Source organism: Psychrobacter sp. SWN149, assembly GCF_015864565.1.
Lineage (GTDB): Bacteria > Pseudomonadota > Gammaproteobacteria > Pseudomonadales > Moraxellaceae > Psychrobacter.
Window position 1 is genome coordinate 124,488 of the sequence record NZ_JADYWX010000002.1, and the last position, 26,119, is coordinate 150,606.

A 26,119-nucleotide genomic window follows, 5' to 3' on the forward strand; every position below is an offset into this window, starting at 1 on the left:
GTCAGCAGTGCTCTATTATCGTGATGGACGCATCGCTTTTATGGTCAACTCATTTGCAAAAAGGACAGGCCCATTTATGTCTGCATCGCCCTTAACACCCCTTGATTATATTGCAGCAGGCTACTGGCAAGATTTTTTAGCTGGGCGCGCCATAGCAGGCGGTATCGCGTATGAAAAAGAGCTACGTGCTTGTGTATTGGACGAGTCGCTTGAGAGCTTGCAGCGTGTAGACACATTGTTGTCTCAGGTACGCCGTGATCTGATCAGAGGAGCGCTATGGGACGAGGTGACACTGCTGGCTGATGAGTATTATCGTAACTTTATCGTGTTTTTGGGTATTTATGCGGGCCGTGTGTTGGCATCTCAATGGCAGAATGAGCCGCAGTGGTACGGTCAGTTTGAGCTGCGTAAACGCTATCCTGATTTATCATTGACTAACGATGATTTTTATCAGCATATGGCAGTGGTCTATGGTGATAGTCATCATGATACCGCGGCAAAATCATTGTTTTTCGCGTTAGAACCCATCGGTCTGCGCCTGTTTGGTCATATCGATCGTCAGTTTGATTCGTTACAAGGCGCTCAGGTAGCGAGCGGCCTATATCGAGCAGTGATTGAAAGACTGCCAAACCTATCCAGCCACTCTAATGATACATCTGCCAATGTAGCTACACAGAATATTGCTGAAAGTAATGATGCAGATGTACACCTGAATACGCATATAAGCACCAGCCAATCGACTCATATGCATCAGCCAACACAACAGACCCTGAGCAATCATGATATCAGTAAGTCCAGAGAATCTATTGCTGTAGAAAGTCCCTCGATTGCCGCTAACGCCTATGAGGTACTGGCCATCCAAACGGCTATGGACGCAAAAACCCTCGTTCAGCCTGAATTGTCCGAAGCAGAGCCAAAACCAGAACGCACCGTCACTGATAATACGCCTCCTATCAATATAAAGTCGTCGCCAATAGAGCCACTACTAACGAAGCCGTCGCCCATATTAGATATGTTTGCGCAGCTACTCATAGAACTGGACGAGATTGAGGTAACACAAACATCTGGGCAGGATAACTATCAGCAAGCCTGTAAAGTGCTAGATCAGTTTGAGCAGCACATTGACAAGCAAGATAAGCCACGTGACCAGATTGTATTTTCAGATAAACATATAGTGGCAACAACCCAAGCACTGCAAAAACTACAGTCATCTGCCGAAGCTGGGCATACCGCGGCTATGCTGCGCCTTGCGATGTATGAGCTGCTTAATGAAGGATTGGTCACAGATAAACATGCTGCGATAGAGTCAGGGACAGCGTTGGTCAAACAAGCAGCGAGCAAGAATGACAGTCGTGCGCAGCGTTTGCTCAGTAAGATGTACTATCAAGGGATAGGGGTGGCGCAAGACATTGACAATGGCAAACATTGGTTAGAGCAAGCGGCAGACAATGGTCACACAGCCGCGGCGAGTTTGGTGCAGCAGTGGCAACAAGCAGAGGCCCTCATGACGACACGAAAGCAAGAGCAGCACAGTACCAAGCGTTATCTATGGTTATTTGCTGCAGTGATTGTGGTCGCATTATTGATCATAATTATTTTCTGATTGTTTTAGGGCATATTTTATTTAATGCATTCAGATGACTGTCGATTTTAAATAGGGCTATTAAATTAATGATATACCTTAGTTCGATGATTTTGATTCATTAACGTTTTAAAAGATTATTGTTACGCGTTAAATTCAGGTAAAATTGGCGCGTTTTTATACTTACTCTCTTATTGCTTGATCCATTACTAAATTGGGCTGCTTCATGCCATCATCTCATGTGCCATCTGATGTTTCTTCAAAATTGACCGACCCTTCGTTAGAGACTGGTCAAACCGTGCACGATACCCCGCTGTATTATCAGGGCTTAATCAGCATAATAAAGCCACTATATCGCCTGCAAGTATGGCGTCGATCTCATAAGCGCGATAATTATCAGCAAGAAATCGATCAGCGTTTTGGTAAGCAATATCCGCCGCGACCAGTGGTACAGGGTAATGGTCATCATAACAGCAGTCATAAAGGCGTTATTTGGTGTCATGCCGTCTCTTTGGGTGAGACCAATACAGTCGCGCCTTTGCTAGATGTGTTATTGGCTGAGGATTATCAGATATGGCTGACCAATACCACGCAGACCGGTTTTGCCCGTGGTGCCAGTCGTTTTTCAAATGAGATTGCCACAGGACAGATGAGTCACAGTTATGTGCCAGTTGATAGTCCCGCAGTGATTGAGACGTTCTTGTCCCATGTACAGCCTATTGCTGCCTTGTTCGTAGAAACGGAGCTATGGGCAAATATTCTGACCAAATTGTCCGAGCACCGTATCCCAAGCATACTCGTCAATGGGCGACTGTCGCTGTCTTCTTTTCAAAGTTATCAGAAGATTGGTGCGGTGAGTGCCAGCATGATGAAAAACTTGACGCTGATAATTGCTCAAGACAGTGACTCGGCCAAACGCTTCAGGCAACTGGGTGCTCATAGCGCACAAATCCGTGTGGCAGGTTCGCTCAAATGGGTGATTAATACCCCCAAGTCTGATGAAGAAACGGCAGATAAGAAAAAGCCTGTAGCACTGCAAAAATCCAAGCTGGCAGAGGAGTTTGGTACAGCATCTCGACCAGTATGGGTAGCGGCAAGCACTCATGATGGGGAGGAGGCGATAGCACTGTCATGGCAACAGCAGATATTGTCTAGCCCGGCGCTAGCAGATTCGTTATTGATTATCGTGCCGCGACATCCTGAGCGTTTTGACGCAGTTGCAACGCTGATCGAAAAGACAGGGTTAAACATGGCAAGGCGCAGTGATACAGACGCTATCAGTGCAGATACAAACGTCTATCTGGCGGACAGTATGGGTGAGATGATGACGTGGTACGCTCTGGCAAACGTGGCATTCGTAGGTGGCTCATTGGTCGATGTCGGTGGTCATAACCCTGTCGAGCCTGCGAGTGTCGCGACACCTGTTGTCATGGGAACGTATACCCAGTCTTGTCAAAACGTGGTGAATACATTGTCTGAGGTCGGGGCGCTGTATCAGCCAAACAATGACTGGTATCGTCCAATTACGATAGACAATCCAAGTAGTACATATCAGCAGGCATCTGAGCAATATGAGCCAGAGCCGAATAAAAAACGTTCTCGCAAACGCTCCGCTGATGATAATGCACGCCTCTATCAGCAATTGCATAACTGGCTGAGTGATTTGCCATTGTCGATTCAAGCAGGACAGGCGGGTGCGCAAATGACCATGCAGCAGCAAGCTGTATTGGTTCGGCAGTTCACGATGATCGAAGATGCGATTGAGCAGCGTTTGACTCAGAAGCCAAGCCAAGAACAACATCTGAGCCAAGAGCGGCACCTAAGCCAAGAGCGACTATGAACTGTATCTTATTGCCAGTTGAAAATATCTCATCAGGTATTGCCCATATCACTGCAGTGATGCAGATCAATCATGTGCAGACAGTACTGAAAGCCGCGGTTGGTGACACACTTAAAGTTGGGCAACTGGGTGGTAATCTGGGTACGGCTGTCATCGATAGCATGACGGCTGAGTGTATTCAGCTGATTAATGTGAAGCTAGACATCTGCCCACCAGCCAAACTGGATTTGACGGTGGTCTTGGCACTGCCGCGCCCTAAGGTGCTGCGTCGCTTAATCATGGATATGACCGCGCTTGGTGTGCGGGATATTATTTTGATTAACAGCTATCGAACCCAAAAAAGCTATTGGCAAAGCCCTATGCTCGAGCGTCTTGATGAGTTTGTGTTAGAGGGATTGCAACAAGGGATTGATACCATTACGCCTACTATTACGTTAGAAAAACGCTTTAAACCCTTTGTCGAGGACAAGCTGGCAGGCTGGATAAAAGGTAGCGCCATCGCCGCGCACCCTTATAGTTCGCAATCGTTTTCGCAGTTTTTGCAGCAGCAGCCGTCACTAGGACTGCCCAGCTTGGTCTGTATCGGTGCTGAAGGCGGGTGGATTGATTATGAGATAGCGCTGCTAGCCGCACAGCACTGTGATGCCGTACACATAGGGCCTCGCATACTACGCACAGAAGCAGCGGTCAATGCTATCTTGGGACAGTGGCTACTATAGACTGAGGTATCCAAAGCAAATCTTATTGAGTAATGGCAAAGGCTCAGCCCAAAGAAAGCGTTGATTAATCAAAATGATGCGTCGATTTGTGGGTTAAATAAATGGATTGATAATTAATCTCATTTCCATTAGTATGTGGCTTTGATATGTTACGGTCTTACTAGCGCTGATCATTGGTGTTTTGGGAGCTGTTTTGTGTCACCATCTATCTTACCTTTTTTTTATAGCACCATTATGGGGAAAACCATGTCATTGAACGCTATGAGCGCGACGCTAACGTCTACTAAGCTTATCTTACCTGTTGCCGTATTTGGCATGATGTTGGGTTTGGCGGGTTGTAGCAATTCATCTACCACAGAAGAAAGCGCAGAGACAGACACCACAGCGGCTGGCACTGAACAAGCTGCTATTGATGATGGTGCTACTAGCGCAGATGGTCAAACCATAACGATTTATTCATCACGTAATGAGCAATTGATTAAGCCATTACTTGATCGTTATACCGAACAGACTGGTGTCAAGATTGAGCTAGTCACAGACCAAACTGGTCCATTGATGGCACGTCTAAAAGCTGAAGGCCAAAACACGCCAGCCGATATGCTGTTGACCGTTGATGCTGGTAACTTATGGCAAGCAGCAGAGCAGGGTCTATTGCAGCCTGTGTCTTCTACCATATTAGAGGCCAACGTGCCTGCAAAATACCGCGATCCAAAAGGTCAGTGGACAGGCTTGTCATTGCGCGCCCGTACTATCTTTTATGACCCAAGCAAAGTCAGTGCCGACCAGTTATCTACGTACGCAGATTTGGCCGATCCAAAGTGGAAAGGTAAGTTATGCCTACGTACGTCTAAAAAGGTCTACAACCAGTCACTTGTGGCCAGTATGATGGAACATTTGGGCGAAGAAAAAACTGGAGAGATCGTTCGTGGTTGGGTCGATAATCTGGCCACTGACGTGTTCAGTGACGACGTGGCGATGCTAGAGGCGATCGCGGCTGGTCAGTGTGAAGTCGGTATTGCCAACAGCTACTACTATGGTCGCTTGCTTGATGAAAAACCAGACTTCCCAGTCAGTATATTTTGGGCAAACCAAGGAACGACTGGCACGCACGTAAATATCTCGGGCGCTGGTGTGGTCGCAGGGTCAGACAATCCAGACGGCACATTGAAGCTGATCGAATGGTTGTCATCTGATGAAGCACAAGGTCTCTATGCCAGCTCAGACAAAGAGTTCCCAGTGAAAGAAGGTATTGATGAGTCAGAGATGCTCAGATCATGGGGCCCATTTAACAAAGATGACATCAGTGTGCAGAAGTTTGGCGAATTGCAAACCCAAGCGATTCAATTGATGGACAAAGCAGGTTATAAATAAGCGTCACTGCCAATAATACCAATCTCAAAAACGATAGTAATTGAGAGGCGAGCTTAGATACTAGTCTAGACATTAGCTTAGATACTGGAACAGTAAGTTGATAAGTTGACTGGCTAAGTTCGACATGGCTCATCGTGTTTTTGAGGTTGGTATGACGTAAGGTTGCTATACGTATGACACGGTAATAATTTATGAGCATAACGCCAGACGCGTCTGTACATCAAAGCGATACAGTCGATGCTGCTATTAATACTACCCGTAGTAATAAGCATCAGACAGTCAGTCAAGACCATGCCGTGCGTAAACGTATCTTTTCAAAATCAGTCTTAGGGCTGATTTCGTTGTTTATGCTGGTGCCAATTTTAATCGTGCTGCTATCGTGGACACAGCCTGTTGCTGATATCTGGACGCACATGGCAGAGTATGTACTGCCACAAGTGCTCAAAAATACGGCAATTTTATTGGCGATGGTGACCATTATTGCAGGCACGGTTGGCACCGGACTTGCTTGGGTGACCAGTATGTACCGGTTCCCTGGGCAGCGATTTTTTTCGTGGGCGCTGATGCTGCCACTCGCGATACCAGCTTATGTGCTGGCATTTGTCACTGTCGGTATTGTTGATTTTAGTGGGCCGTTACAGACAGGGTTACGTGATTTTGGCATCAATACTGCGATTCCCTCCGTACGCAATGTATGGGGCGCAGGGCTAGTATTGTCGCTTGCCTTTTATCCTTATGTTTATCTGCTGGCGCGTCAAGCGTTCTTATCACAAGGCAGGCGAGCGATTGAAGCAGGGCAGATGCTGGGTTTAAGCCGCCGCCGTGTGTTTTTTCGATTGGCATTACCGCAGGCACTGCCGTGGATTATCGGCGGATTGTTATTGGCCAGTATGGAAACCTTAGCTGATTTCGGTGCGGTATCGGTATTCAATGTTGACACTTTTACTACTGCTATCTACAAGGCATGGTTTGGCTTTTTTAGTTTAACCACAGCCGCACAGCTTGCCGCATTGTTGATTGGTGTGGTTTTTATTGTGGTATTATTTGAGCAGTATTGGCAGGCCAAGCGTGGCAGCTCTATCACCCAAGGCAGCAACCAGCGTTTTGAGGTCAGCAAACCTGCCAAGGTTGCCATGACACTACTGTGTACGTTCATCTTTGCGATTGCTTTTTTGATACCGTTTTTACAACTGATTTATTGGACAGCATTGAATTTCAGGCAAGATTTTGATGCCCGTTATATTGATTTTGTGACCAATAGTCTGATGATTGCTGGTATGACCACGCTGTTTATTGCCTTTTTGGCGATTATTATTGCGTGGATTAAACGGCAGTACCCTGATAAATCGACCAAGCTGATGACCACTTTGGCCAACTTAGGTTATGTGGTGCCGGGGACAGTATTGGCTGTAGGCATATTTATTCCTATTGCATGGATCGACAATCAAATGATTGCGTTCGGTCTTACCTCGCATCAGATACTATCAGGCAGTGTCATCGTCATGTTACTTGCCTTATCGACACGTTTTATGACCGTCAGCTTTCAACCAGTGGATCGTCAGCTACAGCGACTAACAGTCAATCAGGAAGCCGCAGCCAAGCTACTCAGTGACAGCCCTTATCAGCGCTGGCGTCATGTGATGCTGCCTGTGCTCAGTCCTGGAGTTTTAACAGCATTGCTCATGGGTTTTGTTGAAGTCATGAAAGAGATGCCGATTACCTTAATGACCAGACGTCAAGGCTGGGACACGCTGGCAGTTCGAGTATTTGAGATGACCAGTGAAGGCATGTGGGGGCGAGCGGCATTGCCAAGCCTATTGATTGTGCTGGTTGGTCTACTCCCTGTTTGGATACTATTACGTCAAAGTGAGAAGCATGTCTAAAAAAAACCTTTGAGTATCTAGCTTGTTTGTCTATCATTAGCGCGTCTGTCTCTTTTTTCCTTACTGTATTTTGCACTGTTTTATGTATGATGCATTCATCAATAGCGAACGGGTACCGTCTATGTATACTGATTTAATAAACCCTCCATCAGATGCCAAGTCGACACAATCACAAGTGCCTCTCAATCCTGTGACAAAGTCGCCAGTTAAGAGACCGCAAAGCCCGTCCAAAAATGCCTTGAATCAAACCGATGCCTCATATCAAGACAGTAATCAAAGCAGCAATCAAGATAATAAGAAACACACTCACAAACAGACTGAGAAACCTATCGCTACCCATCCATATTTTAGTATACAAAATTTAGTCGTAGGCTATGACGATACTGTCGTCGTCAATGGTCTATCGTTGATGCTGGAGCAAGGAGAAATAGGTTGCTTCTTGGGCTATAGCGGCTGCGGAAAGACCACTGCATTACGTGCCATTGCAGGGCTAGAACAGAGTCGCGGCGGCAGCATATACCTAAACAATCAGCGCCTCACTGAACAGACAAAAAACAGCTCATTTACCGTAGCACCTGCCAAACGCGGTATGGGTATGGTGTTCCAAGATTATGCGCTGTTCGGTCATTTGAGCGTGGCAAAAAACATCGCCTTTGGCCTAAACAAATGGTCATCTGCTGACAAAAAAGCCCGTGTAGCTGAGATGTTAAGCCTTGTTGAGCTGACCGAGCATGCGGACAAACGCCCAAATGAGCTATCCGGTGGTCAGCAGCAGCGTGTGGCGTTGGCAAGAGCATTGGCCCCAAAGCCCGAGCTGCTGTTGCTCGATGAGCCATTTTCTAACTTAGATGTGGTGCTGCGTGAGTCATTGGCTATGAGCGTGCGTGATATTCTCAAGCGCACCAATACTACGGCTATTTTGGTCACTCATGATCAAAATGAAGCGTTTGCATTAGCAGATAAAGTGGGAGTGATGGATCAGGGCAAGTTGGTACAATGGGCGACGCCAAGCGAGCTGTATCACGAGCCTGTCAGTCCGTTTGTCGCGGAGTTCGTCGGTGAAGGCGCTATGATAGATGGCACCATCAAAGAAGGTCATGTCGAGACAGCACTGGGCAATATTTATCGGCGTATGGAAGTCTACGGTGAGTCAGGCGAACCAAAGTACTGCGAATACGATTATCCAAACGGCACACCAATCAAAGTACTGGTGCGTCCTGATGATATCATTCATGACGATGATAGTAAGCAGACGGCATTGGTTATCGGACGTGTGTTTCGGGGCGCCAACTACTTATATCGGTTGCAGTTAGATGACGGGCAGACCGTCTTATCGTTGGTTGCCAGCCATCACAATCATGAGATTGGCTCGCATATTGGTATCTTGCCGCTGCTAGAGCACGTCGTGGTCTTCGACGAAAAAGACATCAATGCCACCACGTGGTCAGAATACGACAGATCTGAAAGAATAGACGAGCATGGCTAATGGCGCTTAACTCTAGTCTGATGCTGAGCGAGTGGCTAATATATGCAAATAGCGTCCTAACCACTTGTATGGCTCTAATTGTGAATAGCGTAGCTCCATTCTGATCACAGCAACAGGGTCGTTATTACCACCGCGCTTGAGCGGGGTATAATCATGAAAGACGCGCAGACCGCTGGTGCGTAGGGTTCGGTATTGATGGGCAATGAGCCAAGATTCGACTTCTTCTTTAGCGACAGGATAATTAGGCGTTAGGCTTTTTTGGTTATCAGCTTTGTAGCCAGTATTATCCAACAAGTTAAAATTGCCCATTATCAGGTTACGATAATCGAAACTCGCAGGATTATAAAAGCACAGTGACAGCGCGCCATTATCAGTAAGATGCTGATCGAAAAAGTCCATGACAGCCGCAGGCTCAGCCAACCACTCTAGTAGCGCATGACAGAGTATCAAATCAAAATTAGCCACTTCGCTTTCAGACAGCTTTCCTGCAAGATCTTGATACGGGCAAACATGCCATGTGATATCTAACGCTTGATCACTCTTTTTTGCACTGGCTTTTGCTTTTTCTAGCATATTCTCAGAAATATCATTGATAGTCAGCGTATGACCAAAAGTGGCCAGTTCAACCGAAATCTGAGCCAATCCTGCACCCACATCTAAGATACGCAAAGGTCGACCAAGGTCTTGACTCATCTGTGTACAATATTCAAAGATATCACGGCGTAGCACTGCCAGTCGGATGTCACCCTTTAGACCACCATAGACTTTCTTTTCGAAATGATCCGCAATGGCATCAAAGCTGCGGTCAGTACGTGTGTCTGCTTGATGGACTTCTGCTTGATCAAATTCTGCTGGTATGGAGTGGTTTGAGTCAGGTTGGCTGTCTTGATGTTTCGTTGGCATAAGGTATTCAGATCAATAATTAAGAGGGTTAGAGTATAGTCAGCGAAATACCAAACCGCTACGGTGTTACTCTCCCTAGAGGTACGATATGTACAATCTGCGGTCGGCTGCCTTGTAGCTGTTTTAGATTTCTTTGACTATCAGAAAATAGTTAGTATTATCTATTTTTTCAAACGTCTGTTAATGACCCATTTGAAGATGATTTTCGCTAAAACAATAACGACAAATACGACGATAACAAACACCCACATACCATTGCCTTGTAGGTTTTCTTGGTAGGCTTTTGACAAGTATGCTGATAAAGCCATAGCGGCTAAAAGTGCTCCCCAACGGACATAAGGGACAGCGCGATTGTTATGGTTAGGAAAGCTAGTAACATAATCGCTCGAAAAGCTGTATAGCACCATCGCTAAAATCCAAACAATCGCAAGAATGATATCCATAATAAGAGTAGCCTGTTAGGTAGTGATGTACGTATCGTAAAAGATGAGTTAGTGTAGCGGTTAGAAATTTTTTGTCTAGTGTCACCAAAAAAATAGCATCATCGACGTGGTTTAAATCATAATATAATCATGAAAAAAGTCAGTCATTTATTTACACACCCTCTCAAAAGACGGTACTCACTGGATACTATTTTTTGAGGTTTTACGCTGTTATACATCAAAGGATATGATATGAAATCAATCAGCACAGTACTGCTAACCGTTATTTTGTCCCTGTCATTTTCTGGTCAAGTGCAAGCACGTAATACACCCTGTTCAGGAAAAATGGGCGGCGTATCACATTGTTCAGCAGATGGTAAGTTTGTCTGCAAAAATGGCAAAATCAGTCAATCAAAACAAACGTGTCAGTAGTGTTTTTTGGTATGAATTTATTGTGGCAAATATGACAACTAAGAAGCTGTATTGCTTGATTTTAATGGCAGTCAAAGCCCCCTAAATCAGCAAATTTGTGCTAAAATAGTTTCTTTTATTTACTATCAAAAATATCATCATTTTCCCAGTATTTTTCACGCTTTATCGTGCTGCTTTGCTCGCCATACAAATTGATTTTTATCAATGTTTATGGGGGACAATAATCTATCTATAAAGCCTGCAAAATGAATAACGGGGATATGAATGAAGGAGTGTATATGAGCGAGTCGGTCAGTCCTATTGGCATCGTAGATGAACTGAAGCAGTCCTATTTAGACTATGCGATGAGCGTGATTGTCTCGCGTGCACTGCCTGATGTGCGTGATGGGTTCAAACCTGTGCATCGCCGCGTGATGTATGCCATGCATGTGCTATCTAATGATTACAATAAGCCATACAAGAAGTCAGCACGTGTGGTCGGTGATGTCATCGGTAAGTACCATCCGCATGGTGACAGCGCAGTATATGATGCGATTGTCCGTATGGCGCAGGATTTCAGCTTGCGTTATCCTATGGTTGATGGTCAAGGTAACTTTGGCTCGATCGATGATGATCCTCCGGCAGCCATGCGTTATACCGAAGTACGTATGACCAAACTGACTCATCAAATGCTTGCTGATTTGGACAAAGACACGGTCGATTGGGAAGACAACTACGATGGCTCTGAGCGCATGCCAAGCGTCATGCCAGCGCGTATTCCTAACCTGTTGGTCAATGGTGCAACGGGTATTGCTGTCGGTATGGCGACCAACATGGCGCCGCATAACTTGACTGAAGTGATCAATGCTTGTTTGGCGTATGCCGAAAACCCACAAGTTTCAGCTGAAGAGCTGATGTCACATATCTCAGGTCCTGACTTTCCTACAGGCGGTATTATCTATGGCCGTGCAGGTATCTTAGATGCTTATCGTACGGGTAAAGGTCGTTTGCATATTCGTGGTCGTTACCATATCGAGCCGATGAGTAATGCTGGCGTCAACCGTGATCGCGAACGTATTGTATTCACAGAAGTACCGTATCAAGCCAATAAAGCCAAGCTGATTGAGCGTATCGCAGAGCTCGTACGTGATAAAAAAATCGAAGGCATTAGCGAAATTCGTGATGAGTCTGACAAAGACGGTATGCGTATCGCTATTGACTTGCGCCGCGGTGAGACGGCTGAAGTTATTGTTAATAACTTGTTTCTACAAACGCCACTTGAATCAAGCTTCAGTATCAATATGGTGGCGCTCGATAATGGTCAGCCAAAAATATTGACGTTGCGTCAGCTAATCGCTGCTTTTGTCCGTCATCGTCAAGAAGTGGTGACACGCCGTACGATTTATGAATTGAACAAAGCGCGTGTTCGTGGTCATTTGCTCGAAGGCCTAACGGTCGCACTTGCCAATATTGACGAGATCATTGCCACAATTAAAGCCTCTGCAAACCGTGGATTGGCACGTGAAAGCTTATTAAATAATACATGGGGCTCAGGCAGCGTCGTTGCGATGTTGACGGCTGCTGGTAGTCAATCAGTACGTCCTGATTATATCGAAGGCGAAGATCCTAAAGCACCGTTTGGCCTAATCGAAGGCGAAGCGCGTTATCGCTTGTCTCTTGAACAGGTCAATGCCATTTTAGACATGCAACTGCATCGTCTGACTGGTCTTGAGCAAGACAAATTGACTGAAGAATACCAAGACCTATTGCGTGAAATTGCGCATTTAGAGTCTATCTTAGGTGATTTCGATAAGCTAATGACCATTATCTCAAATGAGATGATTGAGATTCGTGATAACTTTGGTGACGAGCGCCGTACGGACATTATTGACTCACGTACTGACTTTAGCCGTGAAGACCTTATTCCAGAGCAAACGGTCGTTATGACGGTATCGCGTACTGGCTATGCCAAGACTCAGCCGATTGACGACTATGTCGCGCAAAAACGTGGTGGTAAAGGCAAGTCTGCCACGGCGATGAAAGAAGATGATGTCATTGATCATCTAGTCGTGACATCCACGCATTCTACCGTATTGTGCTTCACGGATAGTGGGCGTGTCTTTAGCTTACGTGGTTTTGAAGTGCCGATCGCCAGCCGCGGTGCTCGTGGTCGTCCACTCGTTAATTTAATTGGCTTAAATGGTGATGAAACCGTTACGACGATATTACCGATTCCAAAAATCGTAGAAGACACATCGGTCACAGGTGAGATATCAGACGCAGATATCTTAATAGATAGCGATGATGACTCATTAGATGGCAGCAACCAAGCAGAAGCGCCTTTTGTCTTCTTTGCAACGGCTAATGGTACTGTGAAGCGTGTTGAGCTTAAGCAGTTTGCCAACATCCGCTCGAACGGTCTCATTGCAGTTGGTCTAGAAGACGGCGATAAATTGGTCAGCGCTCGTATCACTGATGGTAGCCAAGAAGTCATGTTGTTTGCCTCAAGCGGTAAAGCCATTCGTTTCGATGAAAATGATGCACGTGCGATGGGCCGTACTGCAAAAGGCGTCCGCGGTATGCGTCTGGCTACTGACGAATTTATCAAATCATTGGTCGTTATCGAAGACGATGTACGTGAAATTCTGATTGCTTGTGAAAATGGCTTTGGTAAACGTACATTCATTGATGAGTTCAATACGCAAAATCGTGGTGGTGGCGGTGTGATCGCGATCAAGACCAGTGAGCGTAATGGTGCGCTGGTTCGTGCCACTAAGGTTGATCCTGAAGATGACATCATCTTAATCTCTGACAAAGGCACGTTAGTTCGTACGCCAGTTGAGCATGTGGCCAGTTCTGGTCGTAATACTCAAGGTGTCACTTTGATTCGTCTGTCAAAAGATGAAAAACTGGTCGCTATGGCGCGTGTCGAGCACCAAGAAGGCGATGATGAGCTTATCGATGCCATGAAAGAAGACGGTACGTTCGATGTAGAAGGTCAAGAGCAGATAGACATCGATGCAGCGACTGGTGACGCAGTGTCAACCAACGTTAGTGATGTTATTGATATTGCAAACAGTGATGAATTAGACGGCGAGTAAGTGTCTCAGTAGTTAGCTTTTTGATCTAGTCTTATATGATTGTTCTAGAAAAGCCTCTGACGTTGTCGTCGGAGGCTTTTTTGTTTTTCTGAGGATTATTAATTTTGAGGTCTGCTGTTAGCTCTTAAGTTATATAAACCCCAGCTTCTATAATTTTTTATAAATTACGCCCATAAAGTTATATTTTTAAGGCTGTTGTTATGTTTACGACCAATCAAACCTTTCAAGGTACCCTTGCATCGATATCATCGAGCTTTTTATTCGCGATGATGTTTCTATTCGGGCTTTTTATGCTGCCCCTAACTGGCACACAAGTAGCGTCATGGCGTGTGTTGATGATGCTGTTGAGTCTGATGTTACTAGTCAGTTTTACCAAGCAGTGGCAGCATGTTTTTGACTATATAAAGACGCTAAAAACAATCAAGGAATGGGCAATATTTATATTGCCAGCGCCAATCCTAGGCGGACAGATTTGGCTATTTATGTGGGCACCGGTGAATGGCTTTGGTTTGGATGTTACTTTGGGCTACTTTCTATTGCCGCTAGTGATGATAGTGCTAGGTCGGTTTTTTTACCATGAGTATATGAGCGTATTACAGTGGGTCGCCGCGATATTTGCAGCACTTGGCATCGGTTACGATATCATTCAGTATGGATCGGTCTCTTGGGTGACGATGTTTGTGTGCTTGGGTTACCCACCATATTATCTGCTTCGTCGCACGCTTTCTGTCCCGCCAATTACTGGCTTGTTGTTTGATTTGACATTATTAACACCAGTGGTGCTTATCCTGCTTTATGTGACTGATGGTTTTAGTGTGGCCGCTGAGGACATAAAATTTTGGTATTTATTGCCATTGCTGGGTGCTTTTAGTGCGCTTGCGATGTCATTGACAATGATTGCTAGTAGTAAGCTGCCCGTGTCATTATTTGGGGCATTAAGCTATGTAGAGCCTATGCTGCTATTTGTGTTATCTATTACCGTTCTCAGTCAGAGTCTTGAGGAGGGCGGTTCTCTCTTTATGTACGGCATGATTACGCTTGCGCTACTGGTTATGATGGCGGATAGTGCGACAGGCTATATGGTTCGTCGCCGTGATGATCATTTGCATGGTTATAGAGAACCGCAGATAGGGGGCTTTCCTCCACGGCGTCATTTTATCAATCAGCGTATCGATGGCGTGCTAACAGCCCATCGTTTTCGTAAGAAACGCCGCTATCAAAAAAAGATGAATAAGATACAGCAAAAAATAGAGAAACTTGATTTAAAATAATCAGTTAGGTGCATTTAATTTACTCAATGAAGAAGTTGAGTCAATAGGTGAACACTGGCATTGCTTATCTGTTTTGACTTTGACATAATGCCTACCATGATGTAAGCACCATACATTTAAAGCGTTTATCTTAGATTGCGCGACGACCTTATTTGCAAAAGCCTCAGACGTTCTCGTCTGAGGCTTTTGTTTTTTTTAAAAATTGCCAAGGATGTGCACCAATCGTTAAAGGCCGCTGCCATGATGACTACTAACCAAACCTCGCAGGGTACAATCACTGCCGTGGCTGCAAATTTTTTATACTCATTGTTGTTTCTATTTGGCTTACTACTGCAACCATTATCAGGGACGCAAGTCGCGTCGTGGCGCGTGCTAACGATGTTTTTTAGCTTGGTGTTGCTAGTCACTTTGCTAAAGCAGTGGCAGCATATTTTTGATTATCTAAAAACACTAAAAAACGCGAAAGAATGGTTTTTATTCATACTACCCACACCGATTTTAGGTGCACAAATCTGGATATTTATGTGGGCACCCGTGAATGGGCTAGGGCTAGAAGTAACGTTAGGCTACTTCTTATATCCGATGATTATGATTGTGGTTGGTCGGTTTTTCTATAATGAAGACATGAGCCTACTCCAGTGGGTTGCCATCGGATGCGCAGGCTTTGGTATTGCTTATGATATCTTTCAATATGGTGCTATCTCTTGGGCGACGTTGTTTGTCTGCTTGGGTTACCCGCCTTATTATTTATTGCGTCGTTATTTAGCAGTGCCGCCCATCACTGGTCTTATATCGGATCTTGTGTTGTTGTTACCAGTCGTATTGGTTGCGCTGTACATAAATGGTGGCTTTGAAGTCGCAATAACCAACCATAAGCTGTGGTATCTGTTGCCTTTACTTGGCATTATTAGTACCGCTGCGATGTCATTGACAATGATAGCGAGTCAGAAATTGCCAGTCTCATTGTTTGGAACGTTGTGCTACCTTGAGCCGATATTCTTGTTTGTATTTTCGATCGCAATTTTAGATCGCAGCCTACATGATGGTGGTTCTATGCTGATGTATGGCATGATTTTTGTCGCACTGCTGATTATGATTGTAGACAGTGCACTGGGTTATATGGCGCGCAAACGTGAAGACCGTTTACATGGCTACAATGAGCCACAAGTGGGTAGTTTTCCACCACGTCGTCGTCTCAAAAATCGCCGTATCAAGGGCGTACTAGTCGCACATAGATTCCGCCAAATTAAAAAATATCAGCAAAAGATAGATAAGATGACGCGTAAGATTGAAGCGTTGCATCTAGAATAATGCTGATCAGGTTAGCGTCATAATCGTTGATGGAGGTGACTTGGTAGGCAATGTTTTTCGTCGCAGTTCTACAAACTTGCTGTGTCAAAGGGATATAAATTAGGCTATTATCGAGGGCAGTGCTATCACGCTTTATTGAAAGCGAGGCATCCTCTCTAAGAGACTGTCTCTAAAAAATTAGGGCTGATTTAAAATAATATATGACTAGGACGGTTTATGTTACATCTTCATCATTTAGCAAACTCACGCTCGTTTCGTATCATCTGGCTGTTAGAAGAATTGAACGCCGATTATAAACTGACCTGTTATGAGCGCAACAAAGTATATCGTGCGCCTGATAGCCTAAAAAAAGTGCATCCGATTGGTCATGCTCCGATGCTAGAAGTGGATGATCGCGTACTGATTGAATCAGGTTTTATCATCGAGTATTTGATTAAACACTATGATAAAGAAAAGCAGTTCAAACCTGATGATAGTAATGAATCGGCATGGGAAGCATATACTTTTTGGCTACATTTTGCAGAAGCCTCGTTGATGCCACTATTGGTCATGCGTCTGGTATTTACCAAAGTCGTATCCCAATCACCGATGCTCATCAGACCCATTAGTAAAAAAATCCAAGGCCAAGTCGAGAAAAATATGATTGGCAGTGGTTTAGAAAAAATGCTGGGCATGATGGAGGCGCATTTGAATAAAAACCATTGGTTTGCAGGCAGTGAGTTCAGTGCCGCAGATATTCAGATGCATCTTGCCGTGATCGGGGCCAATGCTGGTGCAGGGTTAGACAAGAATAAGTATGCCAATATCCTAAACTGGCTCAAACGCTGTGAAGAGCGAGATGCCTTTAAACTTGCAGAAAAAAAGGGCGGTCGTCTAAATTTTTAGCCAATACTGGTATAATTACTGACCAATGCTCAAGCAGCCATATAAACCTAAGGCTTTGTTTATCCATAAACAAAGCCTTTTTTAGGATAGAACAATGACAGACTTAAAAAAATCGCATAATGAAACATCAGAGACAGACAATGATGCAAATCGCATTGCCGTCCATAGCATAGACGACAGACAAAAAATCGATAGCCAGCAGGTGTCTATCAAGTCTTGGTCACAAAAATTGCTCGTGGTTATACTATGCGCAGCGAGCTTTTATGGTGGTTGGAAATCTTATGAGTCCAATATGGTCAATGAGTGTACGGCCAATGGTGGGCAGATGGTTGAAGCGCAAAAAACCATGATGTGCCAATTGTCATAGCAGATAAATATCATGTGTAAGGGAGGTAATCTATGTTGAGGTTGACTTTTTTGGGTACCTCTGCCGGTGTGCCGACCAAACAGCGTAATGTAACCGCACTGGCGATTGAATGTCTGAATACGCATGGTACTCAGCCAAATGGTCAATCACGGGCTGCCAATCACAATAATCAGAACAAAAAGTCGCGTCCATGGCTACTGATAGATTGCGGTGAGGGGACGCAGCAGCAACTATTACATACCAAGCTCTCTTTGCATCAACTAGCCGCCATCTGTATCACTCATGTGCATGGCGATCATTGCTATGGCCTGCCAGGTCTATTGGCGAGTGCAGCCATGTCAGGCCGCCGCGATCCGCTGACCCTCATTGCCCCAAAAGCAATCGCGATATTGCTCGAAGCCATTACCTTAACCACGGAATTGTATTTACCCTTTGCTCTTAATTTTATAGCGATTGAAGAGGTGCTGTCTGAGCAAGGTAACACCAATAAGGTTAATATTCGCTTGAGCGACCAGCATCAGCTTGATATCGATATCACACCGCTATCACATCGGGTTGTGTCTCATGCATTTGGTATCACGCAGACCATCCATCATCGTACGCTTGATACAGGTAAACTGCTAGCGAAAGGCATCCCAGCCAGTGCATTGTGGGGTAAATTGCAGCAAGGTGAAGATGTCAAGACTGAGGATAATAGACAACTGTGCTCAGTAGACTATGTCGATAATGAGGTGCAGCGAACGCGAGTAGTGGTAGCTGGCGATAACGATACGCCAACGTGTCTCACGGATGCACTGGTTGATACGGATTTATTGGTGCATGAAGCGACGTATACGCATGATGTATTGACTAAGATTCAAGCCAAAAATCCAGAGTTTGATCCAATGCATAGTAGTGCGCAATTGGTGGCGGATTTTGTAGAAAAAAGTGGCGTAAATAATCTAATTTTGACACACTTTAGCGCTCGTTATCAGGGTTTTGATAATCCCAATAGCAAGACACCAAATATGGCATATATTCGTTTAGATGCTGAGAGCGTTTATAAAGGCAATCTATGGTTAGGCGCAGATTTTGACCAATATATGGTCGATGGTGCCGTTGACTTGGCAGGTAATCAAAAGGGCAGTCAAGAGGGCTGTCAAAAGAAAAACTGCGTGCAGTATATAGGTTCTGCACGCAGTGATTAGATATGGCTGAGCTTAGATATGATTTAGCGTTAAATATGACTTAGCGCTTACTGTCTTCAATTTTCAATTGCGTTATACCACTCCAGTATCGACTGAACTGGTATGCAACCCGTCCTGAGCGACCACCACGTTCAGAGGCCCAACGTAGCGCATCCTTTTTGATCTTGTCAGGCATGGTCTGACTTTCCAAAGCATTTTTAGCATCACTATCCATATCAGCTGATATTTTCTGCTGTTCTAAATTCAGATAATGCTGAACGATATGCAGATAAGTCTGCTGATCCATAGGATGGAAAGTGAGTGATAAACCGAATCTATCTGACAATGACACGGTCTCATCAATAGCCTCATAAGGATTAACTTCATCCGTCTGACCATTATAAATATTGACATTGTCTTTCATCATTTGCGGTAGCAGACGACGGCGATTACTGGTGGCATAAACTAGTAGCTTGTCTTGCTCAGAGTCTAGCGAGCCATCAAGCACGCTCTTTAGCGTACGATAGCTTTCATCTTGACCGTCAAAAGCTAGGTCATCACAGTATACGATGTAGCGACAATCACAATCTGCTGGTAGGGCATTAATGGCAGCGCGAATCTTATCTAATATTTGCAGATCGTCGCGAGCAACTTCAATAATACGCAAGCCTTCACTATGATAGGCTTGAAGCAAGGCGCGAATCAATGATGATTTACCGGCACCGCGTGTCCCCGACATTAAGACGTGATTGGCAGGATAACCTTTAATAAACTGACGGGTGTTTTGTACCAGTTTAGACTTTTGCGTATCGATACCATGCAAGTCATCTAAGCTCAAAAACAGGTTGACCGACAAAGGCTCTAAATTGCCAGTACGTCCACCAACCCAGCGATAAGCAAGTTGGTTCGGATCGATTTCAATCGTCGGTGTAACCTGCTCTTTTAAGTACTGACTGAGTAAGTCTAATAACGGTTGAGGTAGGGCATAAGTAGGCTGATTAGAGGGCGAGGTTGGGATTATTGGTTGTGACATAGTGGCTCTAGTAATTAAGGTTGTCTTTAATACCATACCCAAAAATATCATTAACGTGGCTAAACTTTTGGCGCCTACTGAGCGTAGTATTAGGGTGTGTCATCAATTAGCACATTAATACATTTAGTGGCCTTAAAATGGCTAAATTTTGCTAAACATCGTCAGAAATTTTGTCAATATGTTCATATTAACGGCAATTTTTTCCTTGTTTATCTACAATTTTTCTCATTTTAAGTCTCACAATCTAATTGATGACACGCCCTAGTCAAAATTATTCGCGCTATTATTATTTTTGGAAATGATACGAACGGGAAGGCAGTGATCTCACTATATTATGAGAAAAAATACCATGAGAAATAGTGCCAGTAATTTATTTACTATACAAGCGTTGCAGAGACAATTTCAGCAATTATTGCCCATTATTACGCAAGAGTTAGTCGCACAACATTTTAGTGAGATAGTACACCAGCGGATTGCTCAGCAAAGCACAGAACAAACGCAAGATGAGCATATGCAAAACATCGACAATACTTACTTCCAAGGTCTGACACGCGCACAACATCCACAGTTTGGTCATGTCATGATCAAATGGCAGTTTAGTGCTGACGCTTATCCTATCTCTCTCGATTTAACTCATGAAGCAGAGGTTTTAGTTGCTGTAAATGCTTCATCGAAAATCAAAGATAATGCTATTGCACCACCACTATTGGCTCATCATTGTGTAAATGTTCAAATACTAGAGAAGCCTCAAAAGCTGGTAATAGTAGTCATGGCTTATTATCCTAATGGTAGCTTGGCGAGACAGTTGAGTGGGCGAAAATATTTGACACTGATAGCTTCACAAAAGCATCATTTCATCACTCAATCCGCACACTTGATAGCCAATTTGCATCAGGCTAGCTGGCTACACAATGATATTAAACCTAGCAACATTTTGATTGAAGGTTCTGATAATGAGTTGCCATCAGATATCATGAGTAATAGTCTAACGCCTAATTTATTATTGACTGATTTTGCCTTGGCAGAGAGGTTTAACGAGCTAAAAGAAGGAAGCCCTGCTGGTACACCCGCGTATCTCGCACCTGAGCGCTGGCAAGGACAGAGTGCAACTATGCAAAGTGATATCTACGCTTTTGGCGTAATAATGGTTGAGATACTAACAGGAAAACGCCCGTTTCAAGTAAGTGACAATAGCAATGAGAAATCGAAAGCGTGGGCGATTCAGCATTGCCAACAACCCATTCCAACGTTACCAACAGAATATAGTCACTATCAATGTATTGTCGACAAAGCATTGGCGAAGCGTGTAGAGAGACGGTATCAGGAGATGGATAAGATATTGATAGATTTAAAGTTATTAGAAAATAGCTGAATTTATTATTTTATTTTAAAAAGTGATTGTTTGTAGTATTCACATGTTACCCAGTCGTTGTTTTTTATGTTTGAATGGATATTCAGGCTCATTTTAAGCGAAGTCGCTATAAACTAATTTGGGTTTCCGTATTTCATTACAATACAGTGAGAATATCATGGCTAAAGTACTTATCATTACCGGTGATTTTGTTGAAGACTATGAAAACATGGTGCCGTTCCAAGCGCTTCTAGCGATGGGACATGAAGTTGATGCGGTCTGCCCAGATAAGGTGGCAGGTGATAGCATTGCTACCTCAATACACGATTTTGAAGGTGACCAAACTTATACCGAAAAACGCGGTCATAATTTTGTCCTTAATGCATCTTTTGCCGATATCAATGTCGCAGATTACGATGCTTTGTACTTACCAGGTGGACGTGCGCCAGAGTACTTGCGTTTGAATGCTAAGGTCATTGCAATGATTCAGCATTTCGCAAATACTGATAAACCGATTGCGTCGGTTTGCCATGGACCACAAATGCTGACGGCTGCTGGCGTATTGAAGGGTAAAAAAGTATCTGCTTATCCTGCGTGTCAGCCAGAAATAGAAATGGCTGGAGCCGAATATGTCAAGTTACCTATGGATGGCGCTATTACCGATGGACAACTGGTAACAGCTCCTGCATGGCCCGCCCATCCAGCTATGCTAAAGCAGTTTGTTGCCTTGTTATAAGCTTTAATGAGTATCGAGAGAGGATGTTATATGTGCCAATTGTTTATTAGTGCTGACGACAGCTTGTGGAGCTCTAAAACTAAATCACTTCGAATTCAGGGAGTTGTCACCTCAATTCGCTTAGAGGTGTTTTTTTGGGATATATTAGAAGAGTTGTCATTTCGGGATCAAATGACGGTTAATCAGCTGATCACTAAGCTATATCTTGAATCTCTCGATGCTGATCATGATATTGGCAATTTCACCTCTTTTTTAAGGGTTTGTTGTTCTCGCTATTTATCCTTAATAGCCGATGGCGATCTTTCTCGCGAAACAAGGTTACCTTTAGAAAAAGTCGATGCAAAAAATATCATTAAACGTGAAACCCTTCGTAAAAATAAACGTAGTGCCTTATTCAATGACAGTGAGAAAAATCCATCTGTTCATTAGTGATGCCTATAGCAAGTGCATGAAAGCATTGGCGAATCGGGTAGAGAGACGCTATCAGAGTATGGATGAAGTGTTGAAGGATTTAGAAAGGTTATAAAAGTAGATTAATACATCTGGCGAGTTGTTTTATAGTTTTAATTTTAAATTCCAGACACAAAAAAAACCTGCTAAAAGCAGGTTTTGATATTTGGTCTAAGATGTACTATCCGAAAATGGTGGGGCTGGAGAGACTCGAACTCTCACACCTTGCGGCGCCAGAACCTAAATCTGGTGCGTCTACCAATTCCGCCACAGCCCCATTTTCCGTTACTCTATCATTATTAGTGTTTAAACTCAAACACAATATAGACAGTTAACTGATTCGGTAGTGCGTCTCAGTGGTTGGCTATTATATAGAGTTTGAATAGTTTGGCAACCCCTATTTGTAATTATTTTTAATTAATTTACGTTTATTTTCGATTTTTATTTTAAGTAATTGATATTAATAAATATTTAATTTAGAGGATTGCTACTCTATTTGCTCTTTAGATAGTATTGTTTGGGAAGATAGGTCTAACTGCTGCAATTTACGGGTGAGCGTATTGCGTCCCCAGCCAAGTAAGCTGGCGGCTTCTATCTTTTTGCCGCCGCTATGATTGAGTGCTGCCGTTAATAAGACGCGTTCAAATTCAGGCATTGCTGTCTGTAAAATGTCTGTTTTGCCGCTGTCTAAAGACTGCTGTGCCCAATCAGCCAATGCTTGTTGCCAATTTTGACCGATAGCAAGCTGAGTCGTCTTAGCATCGGTGTTTATATTATCAGGATTTATACTATCACTGTTTGGCCATTGGGTACTTTGCGTCGAGGCTTGAGGTGACAAGCTGTGGTCTGGTTGATGCCCTGCTGCATCGGACGGAACATTCTCAAGCAGTTCAGGTGGTAAATCGGTGGCCATGACGGTATCGCCAGTTGCCATGACTGTCAGCCACAAGCAGACGTTTTCGAGTTGACGGACATTACCGCGCCAGCCAAACGTTTGCATCAGTTGTAATGCCGCAGGATGTAAGTATTTGGGCGTCGTGTTCATTTGCTCAGCCGCGCATTGCATGAAATAGGTGGCCAAGGCAGGAATGTCTTCAGGTCGTGTGCGCAGCGGTGGTAGGGGTAGACGAATGACGTTAAGGCGATAAAATAAATCCTCACGGAAACGATTCTGCTTCACCAATTCCTCTAGGTTTTGATGGGTGGCCGCAATGATGCGGACGTCTACTTTGATAGGCTGCTGACCACCGACGCGATAAAACTCGCCATTGGCCAGTACCCGAAGCAGTCGTGTCTGCGTGCTAAATGGCATATCGCCAATCTCATCTAAAAATAACGTGCCGCCGTCAGCCTGTTCAAAGCGGCCCTGGCGAGTGGTGGTTGCACCAGTGAACGCGCCTTTTTCGTGACCAAATAGCTCGGACTCAATCAAATCATGTGGTATCGCTGCCATATTAAGAGCGATAAAAGGTTGCTGCTTACGGGGAGAATGCTGGTGCAGGGCACTGGCAACCAGCTCTTTACCGGTACCAGACTCTCCTGTAATTAACACCGAAATAGGCGATTGTGCCAGTCTACCAATGGCGCGAAACACCGTTTGCATGGCAGGTGATTGACCGATGATGCCACTAGGGTTTTTATTGCTTTTGGCATCGGTTGGCGTTCCGGTGTTATTTTTGAAGCTGTTAGCAAGGCTGCTAGCAGGTTTTTTATCAGAATTGACATCAACTGCCGTCTTAGGTTTTGCTTGAGTGGTTTTATGAGGCATTGCCTGAATAGCGGCAGGCGCGTTGGCACTTTCTTGGATATTGGTTCCATTTGGATAATGGCTGTTGTCAATATTTGATTGCTCGATGTTCGGCTGATAGTTGATCGCTTTATAAATCGTTGCGACTGCATCATCCAAATCAAACGGCTTGGGCAAGTACTCAAAAGCACCAGTTTGATAGCTATTAATCGCAGAGGTGAGATCCGAATGCGCTGTCATGATGACGATGGGCATGTCAGGGAAGTGCTGATGTACCCAATCACTAAAGGACAAACCATCCATCATTGGCATGCGAATATCGGTCAATATCACATCTGGTAGCTGGGCAACTGATTCTGGCTGCTTTAAGACATCATTGAGACGGGTCCACGCCGCTTGCGCTTGGGTAAAGCTGATAACGGTCAGTCCGGCATCCTCAAAGGTATCAGCTAATACCATACGTAGGGCGGAATCGTCATCAATCAACCATAACGTTGCAGGTTGGTCACTTGGCAGGTTATTTACAGTTACCATTGTGGGCTGAGCATTGCTTTTAGGTGGGTGGTTGTCGCTGTATTGAGTCATGTATCGGGCCTAATGAGCAATTATTTATGATAAGTTTGGGATGAGTTGTCTTATAATTTAGCAGCTTTATGCACAGATGTCGTTTATGTTTCGGCTAAAGGTTGATTAAAAGGCAGATATAACGTAAATCGAGTCTGCTTATCCTGTGATGATCCTGTCGAGCTGACATCGATCATACCATGATGATGACTGATGATATCTTGGACGATAGACAAACCAAGACCCGTGCCCGCTGCACGGCTGGTCACCATCGGAAAAAATATCTGTCCAATGAGCGCCGGATCAATCCCTGAACCATTATCCGTGATGGTGATTTGCATCACTTGCTTGTGCTGCTGTCCTACAATCGTATGCTGAAAGGCAACGCGCGTCTGAATATGTAGGGTCGGCTGGTAGTTGGGCTTAAGATCGGTTTGTGTATCGATTGATGCGGGTGTTTTAGATTTAGAATCTGCTGTGTTAGCAGGTTTTGACTGAGAGGGCTTTGATTCTGATTGCTTGTTTCGCTGTAGGGTTTGTTCAAACTCACTCATGGACTCACAGGCGTTATTGATTAAGTTTAAAAAAACTTGAATCAGCTGGTCTTTGTCAGCGGATAGCTCTGGCAACGACAAATCATAATCTCGCTGTAACACCACTTGCGGATATTGATTCATGACCAGTGTCAACACATGCTCTAGCGGCTCATGGACGTTTAGCGTCTGCCAGTTTGGCAATTGATTGGAGCCAAGCAGCTGTCCGATGAGATGTGTCAAGCGATCCGTTTCTGAGATGATGATATCGGTATAGTTACGCAGCTTTTGATTCATCTTTTGCAAACCATCACTGGTGTCAGCGCTAGAGGTTGATACCTTGCTGACGGTAGTAGGGTATTGATTGACAGTAGAGGCATCACTGAATTTGATAAATTGCCGCTGCAATAACTGCGCCGCCCCGCGAATACCAGCCAGTGGGTTTTTTATTTCGTGTGCCACCGAGCGCAGCATATGGCGAGCAACGGTATATTGCTGCTGTTGACGCTGCTCATCTGATATACGGCTTTGACGATCTTTACCCCACATCTCAATGATGAAATAGGGCTGCTGCTCATACATAACTGGTGTCACGCTATAGTCGACCGATAGCGACAAATTACTATTTAATGGCGTTGCAATGATGTGATCGTGATCAATAAAAGGCTGCTGGTAGTTTTGCGCTTGTGCAAATCGTTCTGTCAACGAATAGGTTCGCTCCTCAAGCGCCGCATGCTCATTCTCAAGTAACGCACTGGCTTTTGGTACCAATTCATCAGGTGCCAATAAGGTCAAAATAGACTGGTTAATCAGTCGGCCGCTACTAATGGCCAGCAGTTGCTCAGCTTGGGCGTTTAAGCGGGTGATCGATAGCTCATCATTCACCCATAATATAGCGGTAAATAAATGCTGGGATATAAATGCTAAATCAGGGGTTGTTTTGGTGGTAATAAAATCAGCCGTCATGGATAGTGCCCAAAAAAGTGA

The 26,119-nt window shown here is 44.4% G+C and carries 21 protein-coding genes and 1 tRNA gene; 16 read left to right on the plus strand and 6 right to left on the minus strand.

Annotated features, from left to right (window positions below):
• Window positions 1–76: 76 nt before the first annotated feature.
• The 6 genes from I6E86_RS03320 to I6E86_RS03345 all read left to right on the plus strand — a co-directional run bounded on the left by I6E86_RS03320 (window position 77) and on the right by I6E86_RS03345 (window position 8,881).
• Complete coding sequence (locus I6E86_RS03320) at window positions 77–1,603, plus strand: tetratricopeptide repeat protein (RefSeq protein ID WP_197175288.1); 1,527 nt, start codon at window positions 77–79, stop codon at window positions 1,601–1,603.
• A 205-nt stretch (window positions 1,604–1,808) separates the two neighbouring features.
• Window positions 1,809–3,422, plus strand: coding sequence for a 3-deoxy-D-manno-octulosonic acid transferase (locus tag I6E86_RS03325; protein WP_197175290.1), 1,614 nt, complete (start codon window positions 1,809–1,811; stop codon window positions 3,420–3,422).
• Complete coding sequence (locus tag I6E86_RS03330; RefSeq protein WP_197175292.1) at window positions 3,419–4,141, plus strand: 16S rRNA (uracil(1498)-N(3))-methyltransferase; 723 nt, start codon at window positions 3,419–3,421, stop codon at window positions 4,139–4,141. Before I6E86_RS03325 ends, I6E86_RS03330 begins: the two co-directional genes overlap by 4 nt.
• A gap of 246 nt (window positions 4,142–4,387) precedes the next feature.
• Window positions 4,388–5,512, plus strand: coding sequence for an extracellular solute-binding protein (locus I6E86_RS03335; protein WP_194363244.1), 1,125 nt, complete (start codon window positions 4,388–4,390; stop codon window positions 5,510–5,512).
• A gap of 191 nt (window positions 5,513–5,703) precedes the next feature.
• The gene (locus I6E86_RS03340) at window positions 5,704–7,395 is read left to right on the plus strand and encodes an ABC transporter permease (RefSeq protein ID WP_197175294.1); all 1,692 of its coding nucleotides are present in this window, start codon (window positions 5,704–5,706) and stop codon (window positions 7,393–7,395) included.
• Between the two features lie 121 nt (window positions 7,396–7,516).
• Window positions 7,517–8,881: an ABC transporter ATP-binding protein gene (locus tag I6E86_RS03345; protein ID WP_197175295.1), complete on the plus strand. Its 1,365-nt coding sequence runs from the start codon at window positions 7,517–7,519 to the stop codon at window positions 8,879–8,881.
• A gap of 12 nt (window positions 8,882–8,893) precedes the next feature.
• On the opposite strand, the gene I6E86_RS03350 is transcribed toward I6E86_RS03345, so the two are convergent.
• Window positions 8,894–9,784: a methyltransferase domain-containing protein gene (locus I6E86_RS03350; protein WP_197175297.1), complete on the minus strand. Its 891-nt coding sequence runs from the start codon at window positions 9,782–9,784 to the stop codon at window positions 8,894–8,896.
• Window positions 9,785–9,945: 161 nt separating this feature from the next.
• Window positions 9,946–10,227 carry a hypothetical protein gene (locus I6E86_RS03355; protein ID WP_197175299.1) on the minus strand — a complete coding sequence of 94 codons (282 nt, stop codon included), beginning with the start codon at window positions 10,225–10,227 and terminating at the stop codon, window positions 9,946–9,948.
• Window positions 10,228–10,458: 231 nt separating this feature from the next.
• On the opposite strand from I6E86_RS03355, the gene I6E86_RS03360 reads away from it, so the two are divergent.
• The 7 genes from I6E86_RS03360 to I6E86_RS03390 all read left to right on the plus strand — a co-directional run bounded on the left by I6E86_RS03360 (window position 10,459) and on the right by I6E86_RS03390 (window position 18,739).
• Window positions 10,459–10,638: a hypothetical protein gene (locus tag I6E86_RS03360; RefSeq protein ID WP_197175300.1), complete on the plus strand. Its 180-nt coding sequence runs from the start codon at window positions 10,459–10,461 to the stop codon at window positions 10,636–10,638.
• Between the two features lie 278 nt (window positions 10,639–10,916).
• Window positions 10,917–13,718, plus strand: a complete 2,802-nt coding sequence (gyrA, locus tag I6E86_RS03365) for a DNA gyrase subunit A (RefSeq protein ID WP_197175302.1) — start codon at window positions 10,917–10,919, stop codon at window positions 13,716–13,718.
• Between the two features lie 200 nt (window positions 13,719–13,918).
• Window positions 13,919–14,989: an EamA family transporter RarD gene (gene rarD / locus I6E86_RS03370; RefSeq protein ID WP_197175304.1), complete on the plus strand. Its 1,071-nt coding sequence runs from the start codon at window positions 13,919–13,921 to the stop codon at window positions 14,987–14,989.
• Window positions 14,990–15,229: 240 nt separating this feature from the next.
• Complete coding sequence (gene rarD, locus I6E86_RS03375; RefSeq protein WP_197175306.1) at window positions 15,230–16,300, plus strand: EamA family transporter RarD; 1,071 nt, start codon at window positions 15,230–15,232, stop codon at window positions 16,298–16,300.
• A gap of 216 nt (window positions 16,301–16,516) precedes the next feature.
• Complete coding sequence (locus I6E86_RS03380) at window positions 16,517–17,185, plus strand: glutathione S-transferase (protein ID WP_197175308.1); 669 nt, start codon at window positions 16,517–16,519, stop codon at window positions 17,183–17,185.
• 94 nt (window positions 17,186–17,279) lie between these two features.
• Window positions 17,280–17,552: a hypothetical protein gene (locus I6E86_RS03385; RefSeq protein ID WP_197175310.1), complete on the plus strand. Its 273-nt coding sequence runs from the start codon at window positions 17,280–17,282 to the stop codon at window positions 17,550–17,552.
• Between the two features lie 32 nt (window positions 17,553–17,584).
• On the plus strand, window positions 17,585–18,739 hold the full coding sequence (locus I6E86_RS03390) for a ribonuclease Z (protein ID WP_197175312.1): 1,155 nt from the start codon (window positions 17,585–17,587) through the stop codon (window positions 18,737–18,739).
• Window positions 18,740–18,779: 40 nt separating this feature from the next.
• Here I6E86_RS03390 and I6E86_RS03395 read toward each other — a convergent pair whose 3' ends face one another.
• Window positions 18,780–19,751 (minus strand): ATP-binding protein, encoded by a 972-nt coding sequence (locus I6E86_RS03395; RefSeq protein WP_197175314.1) that lies wholly within the window; start codon window positions 19,749–19,751, stop codon window positions 18,780–18,782.
• A gap of 334 nt (window positions 19,752–20,085) precedes the next feature.
• On the opposite strand from I6E86_RS03395, the gene I6E86_RS03400 reads away from it, so the two are divergent.
• The 3 genes from I6E86_RS03400 (at window position 20,086) to I6E86_RS03410 (ending at window position 22,267) form a co-directional block, all read left to right on the plus strand.
• Window positions 20,086–21,123, plus strand: a complete 1,038-nt coding sequence (locus I6E86_RS03400) for a serine/threonine protein kinase (protein ID WP_227680518.1) — start codon at window positions 20,086–20,088, stop codon at window positions 21,121–21,123.
• Between the two features lie 154 nt (window positions 21,124–21,277).
• Window positions 21,278–21,838: a DJ-1/PfpI family protein gene (locus tag I6E86_RS03405; protein WP_281269538.1), complete on the plus strand. Its 561-nt coding sequence runs from the start codon at window positions 21,278–21,280 to the stop codon at window positions 21,836–21,838.
• A 30-nt stretch (window positions 21,839–21,868) separates the two neighbouring features.
• Entirely contained in the window at window positions 21,869–22,267 is a 399-nt protein-coding gene (locus I6E86_RS03410) for a ribbon-helix-helix domain-containing protein (protein ID WP_197175317.1), read from the plus strand.
• Between the two features lie 213 nt (window positions 22,268–22,480).
• On the opposite strand, the gene I6E86_RS03415 is transcribed toward I6E86_RS03410, so the two are convergent.
• From I6E86_RS03415 to I6E86_RS03425, 3 genes are all read right to left on the minus strand, one after another.
• Window positions 22,481–22,565: transfer RNA gene (locus tag I6E86_RS03415), tRNA-Leu, on the minus strand.
• Window positions 22,566–22,775: 210 nt separating this feature from the next.
• The gene (locus I6E86_RS03420; RefSeq protein ID WP_197175318.1) at window positions 22,776–24,620 is read right to left on the minus strand and encodes a sigma 54-interacting transcriptional regulator; all 1,845 of its coding nucleotides are present in this window, start codon (window positions 24,618–24,620) and stop codon (window positions 22,776–22,778) included.
• Window positions 24,621–24,703: 83 nt separating this feature from the next.
• Window positions 24,704–26,098, minus strand: coding sequence for a two-component system sensor histidine kinase NtrB (locus tag I6E86_RS03425; protein ID WP_197175320.1), 1,395 nt, complete (start codon window positions 26,096–26,098; stop codon window positions 24,704–24,706).
• Window positions 26,099–26,119 lie beyond the last annotated feature (21 nt).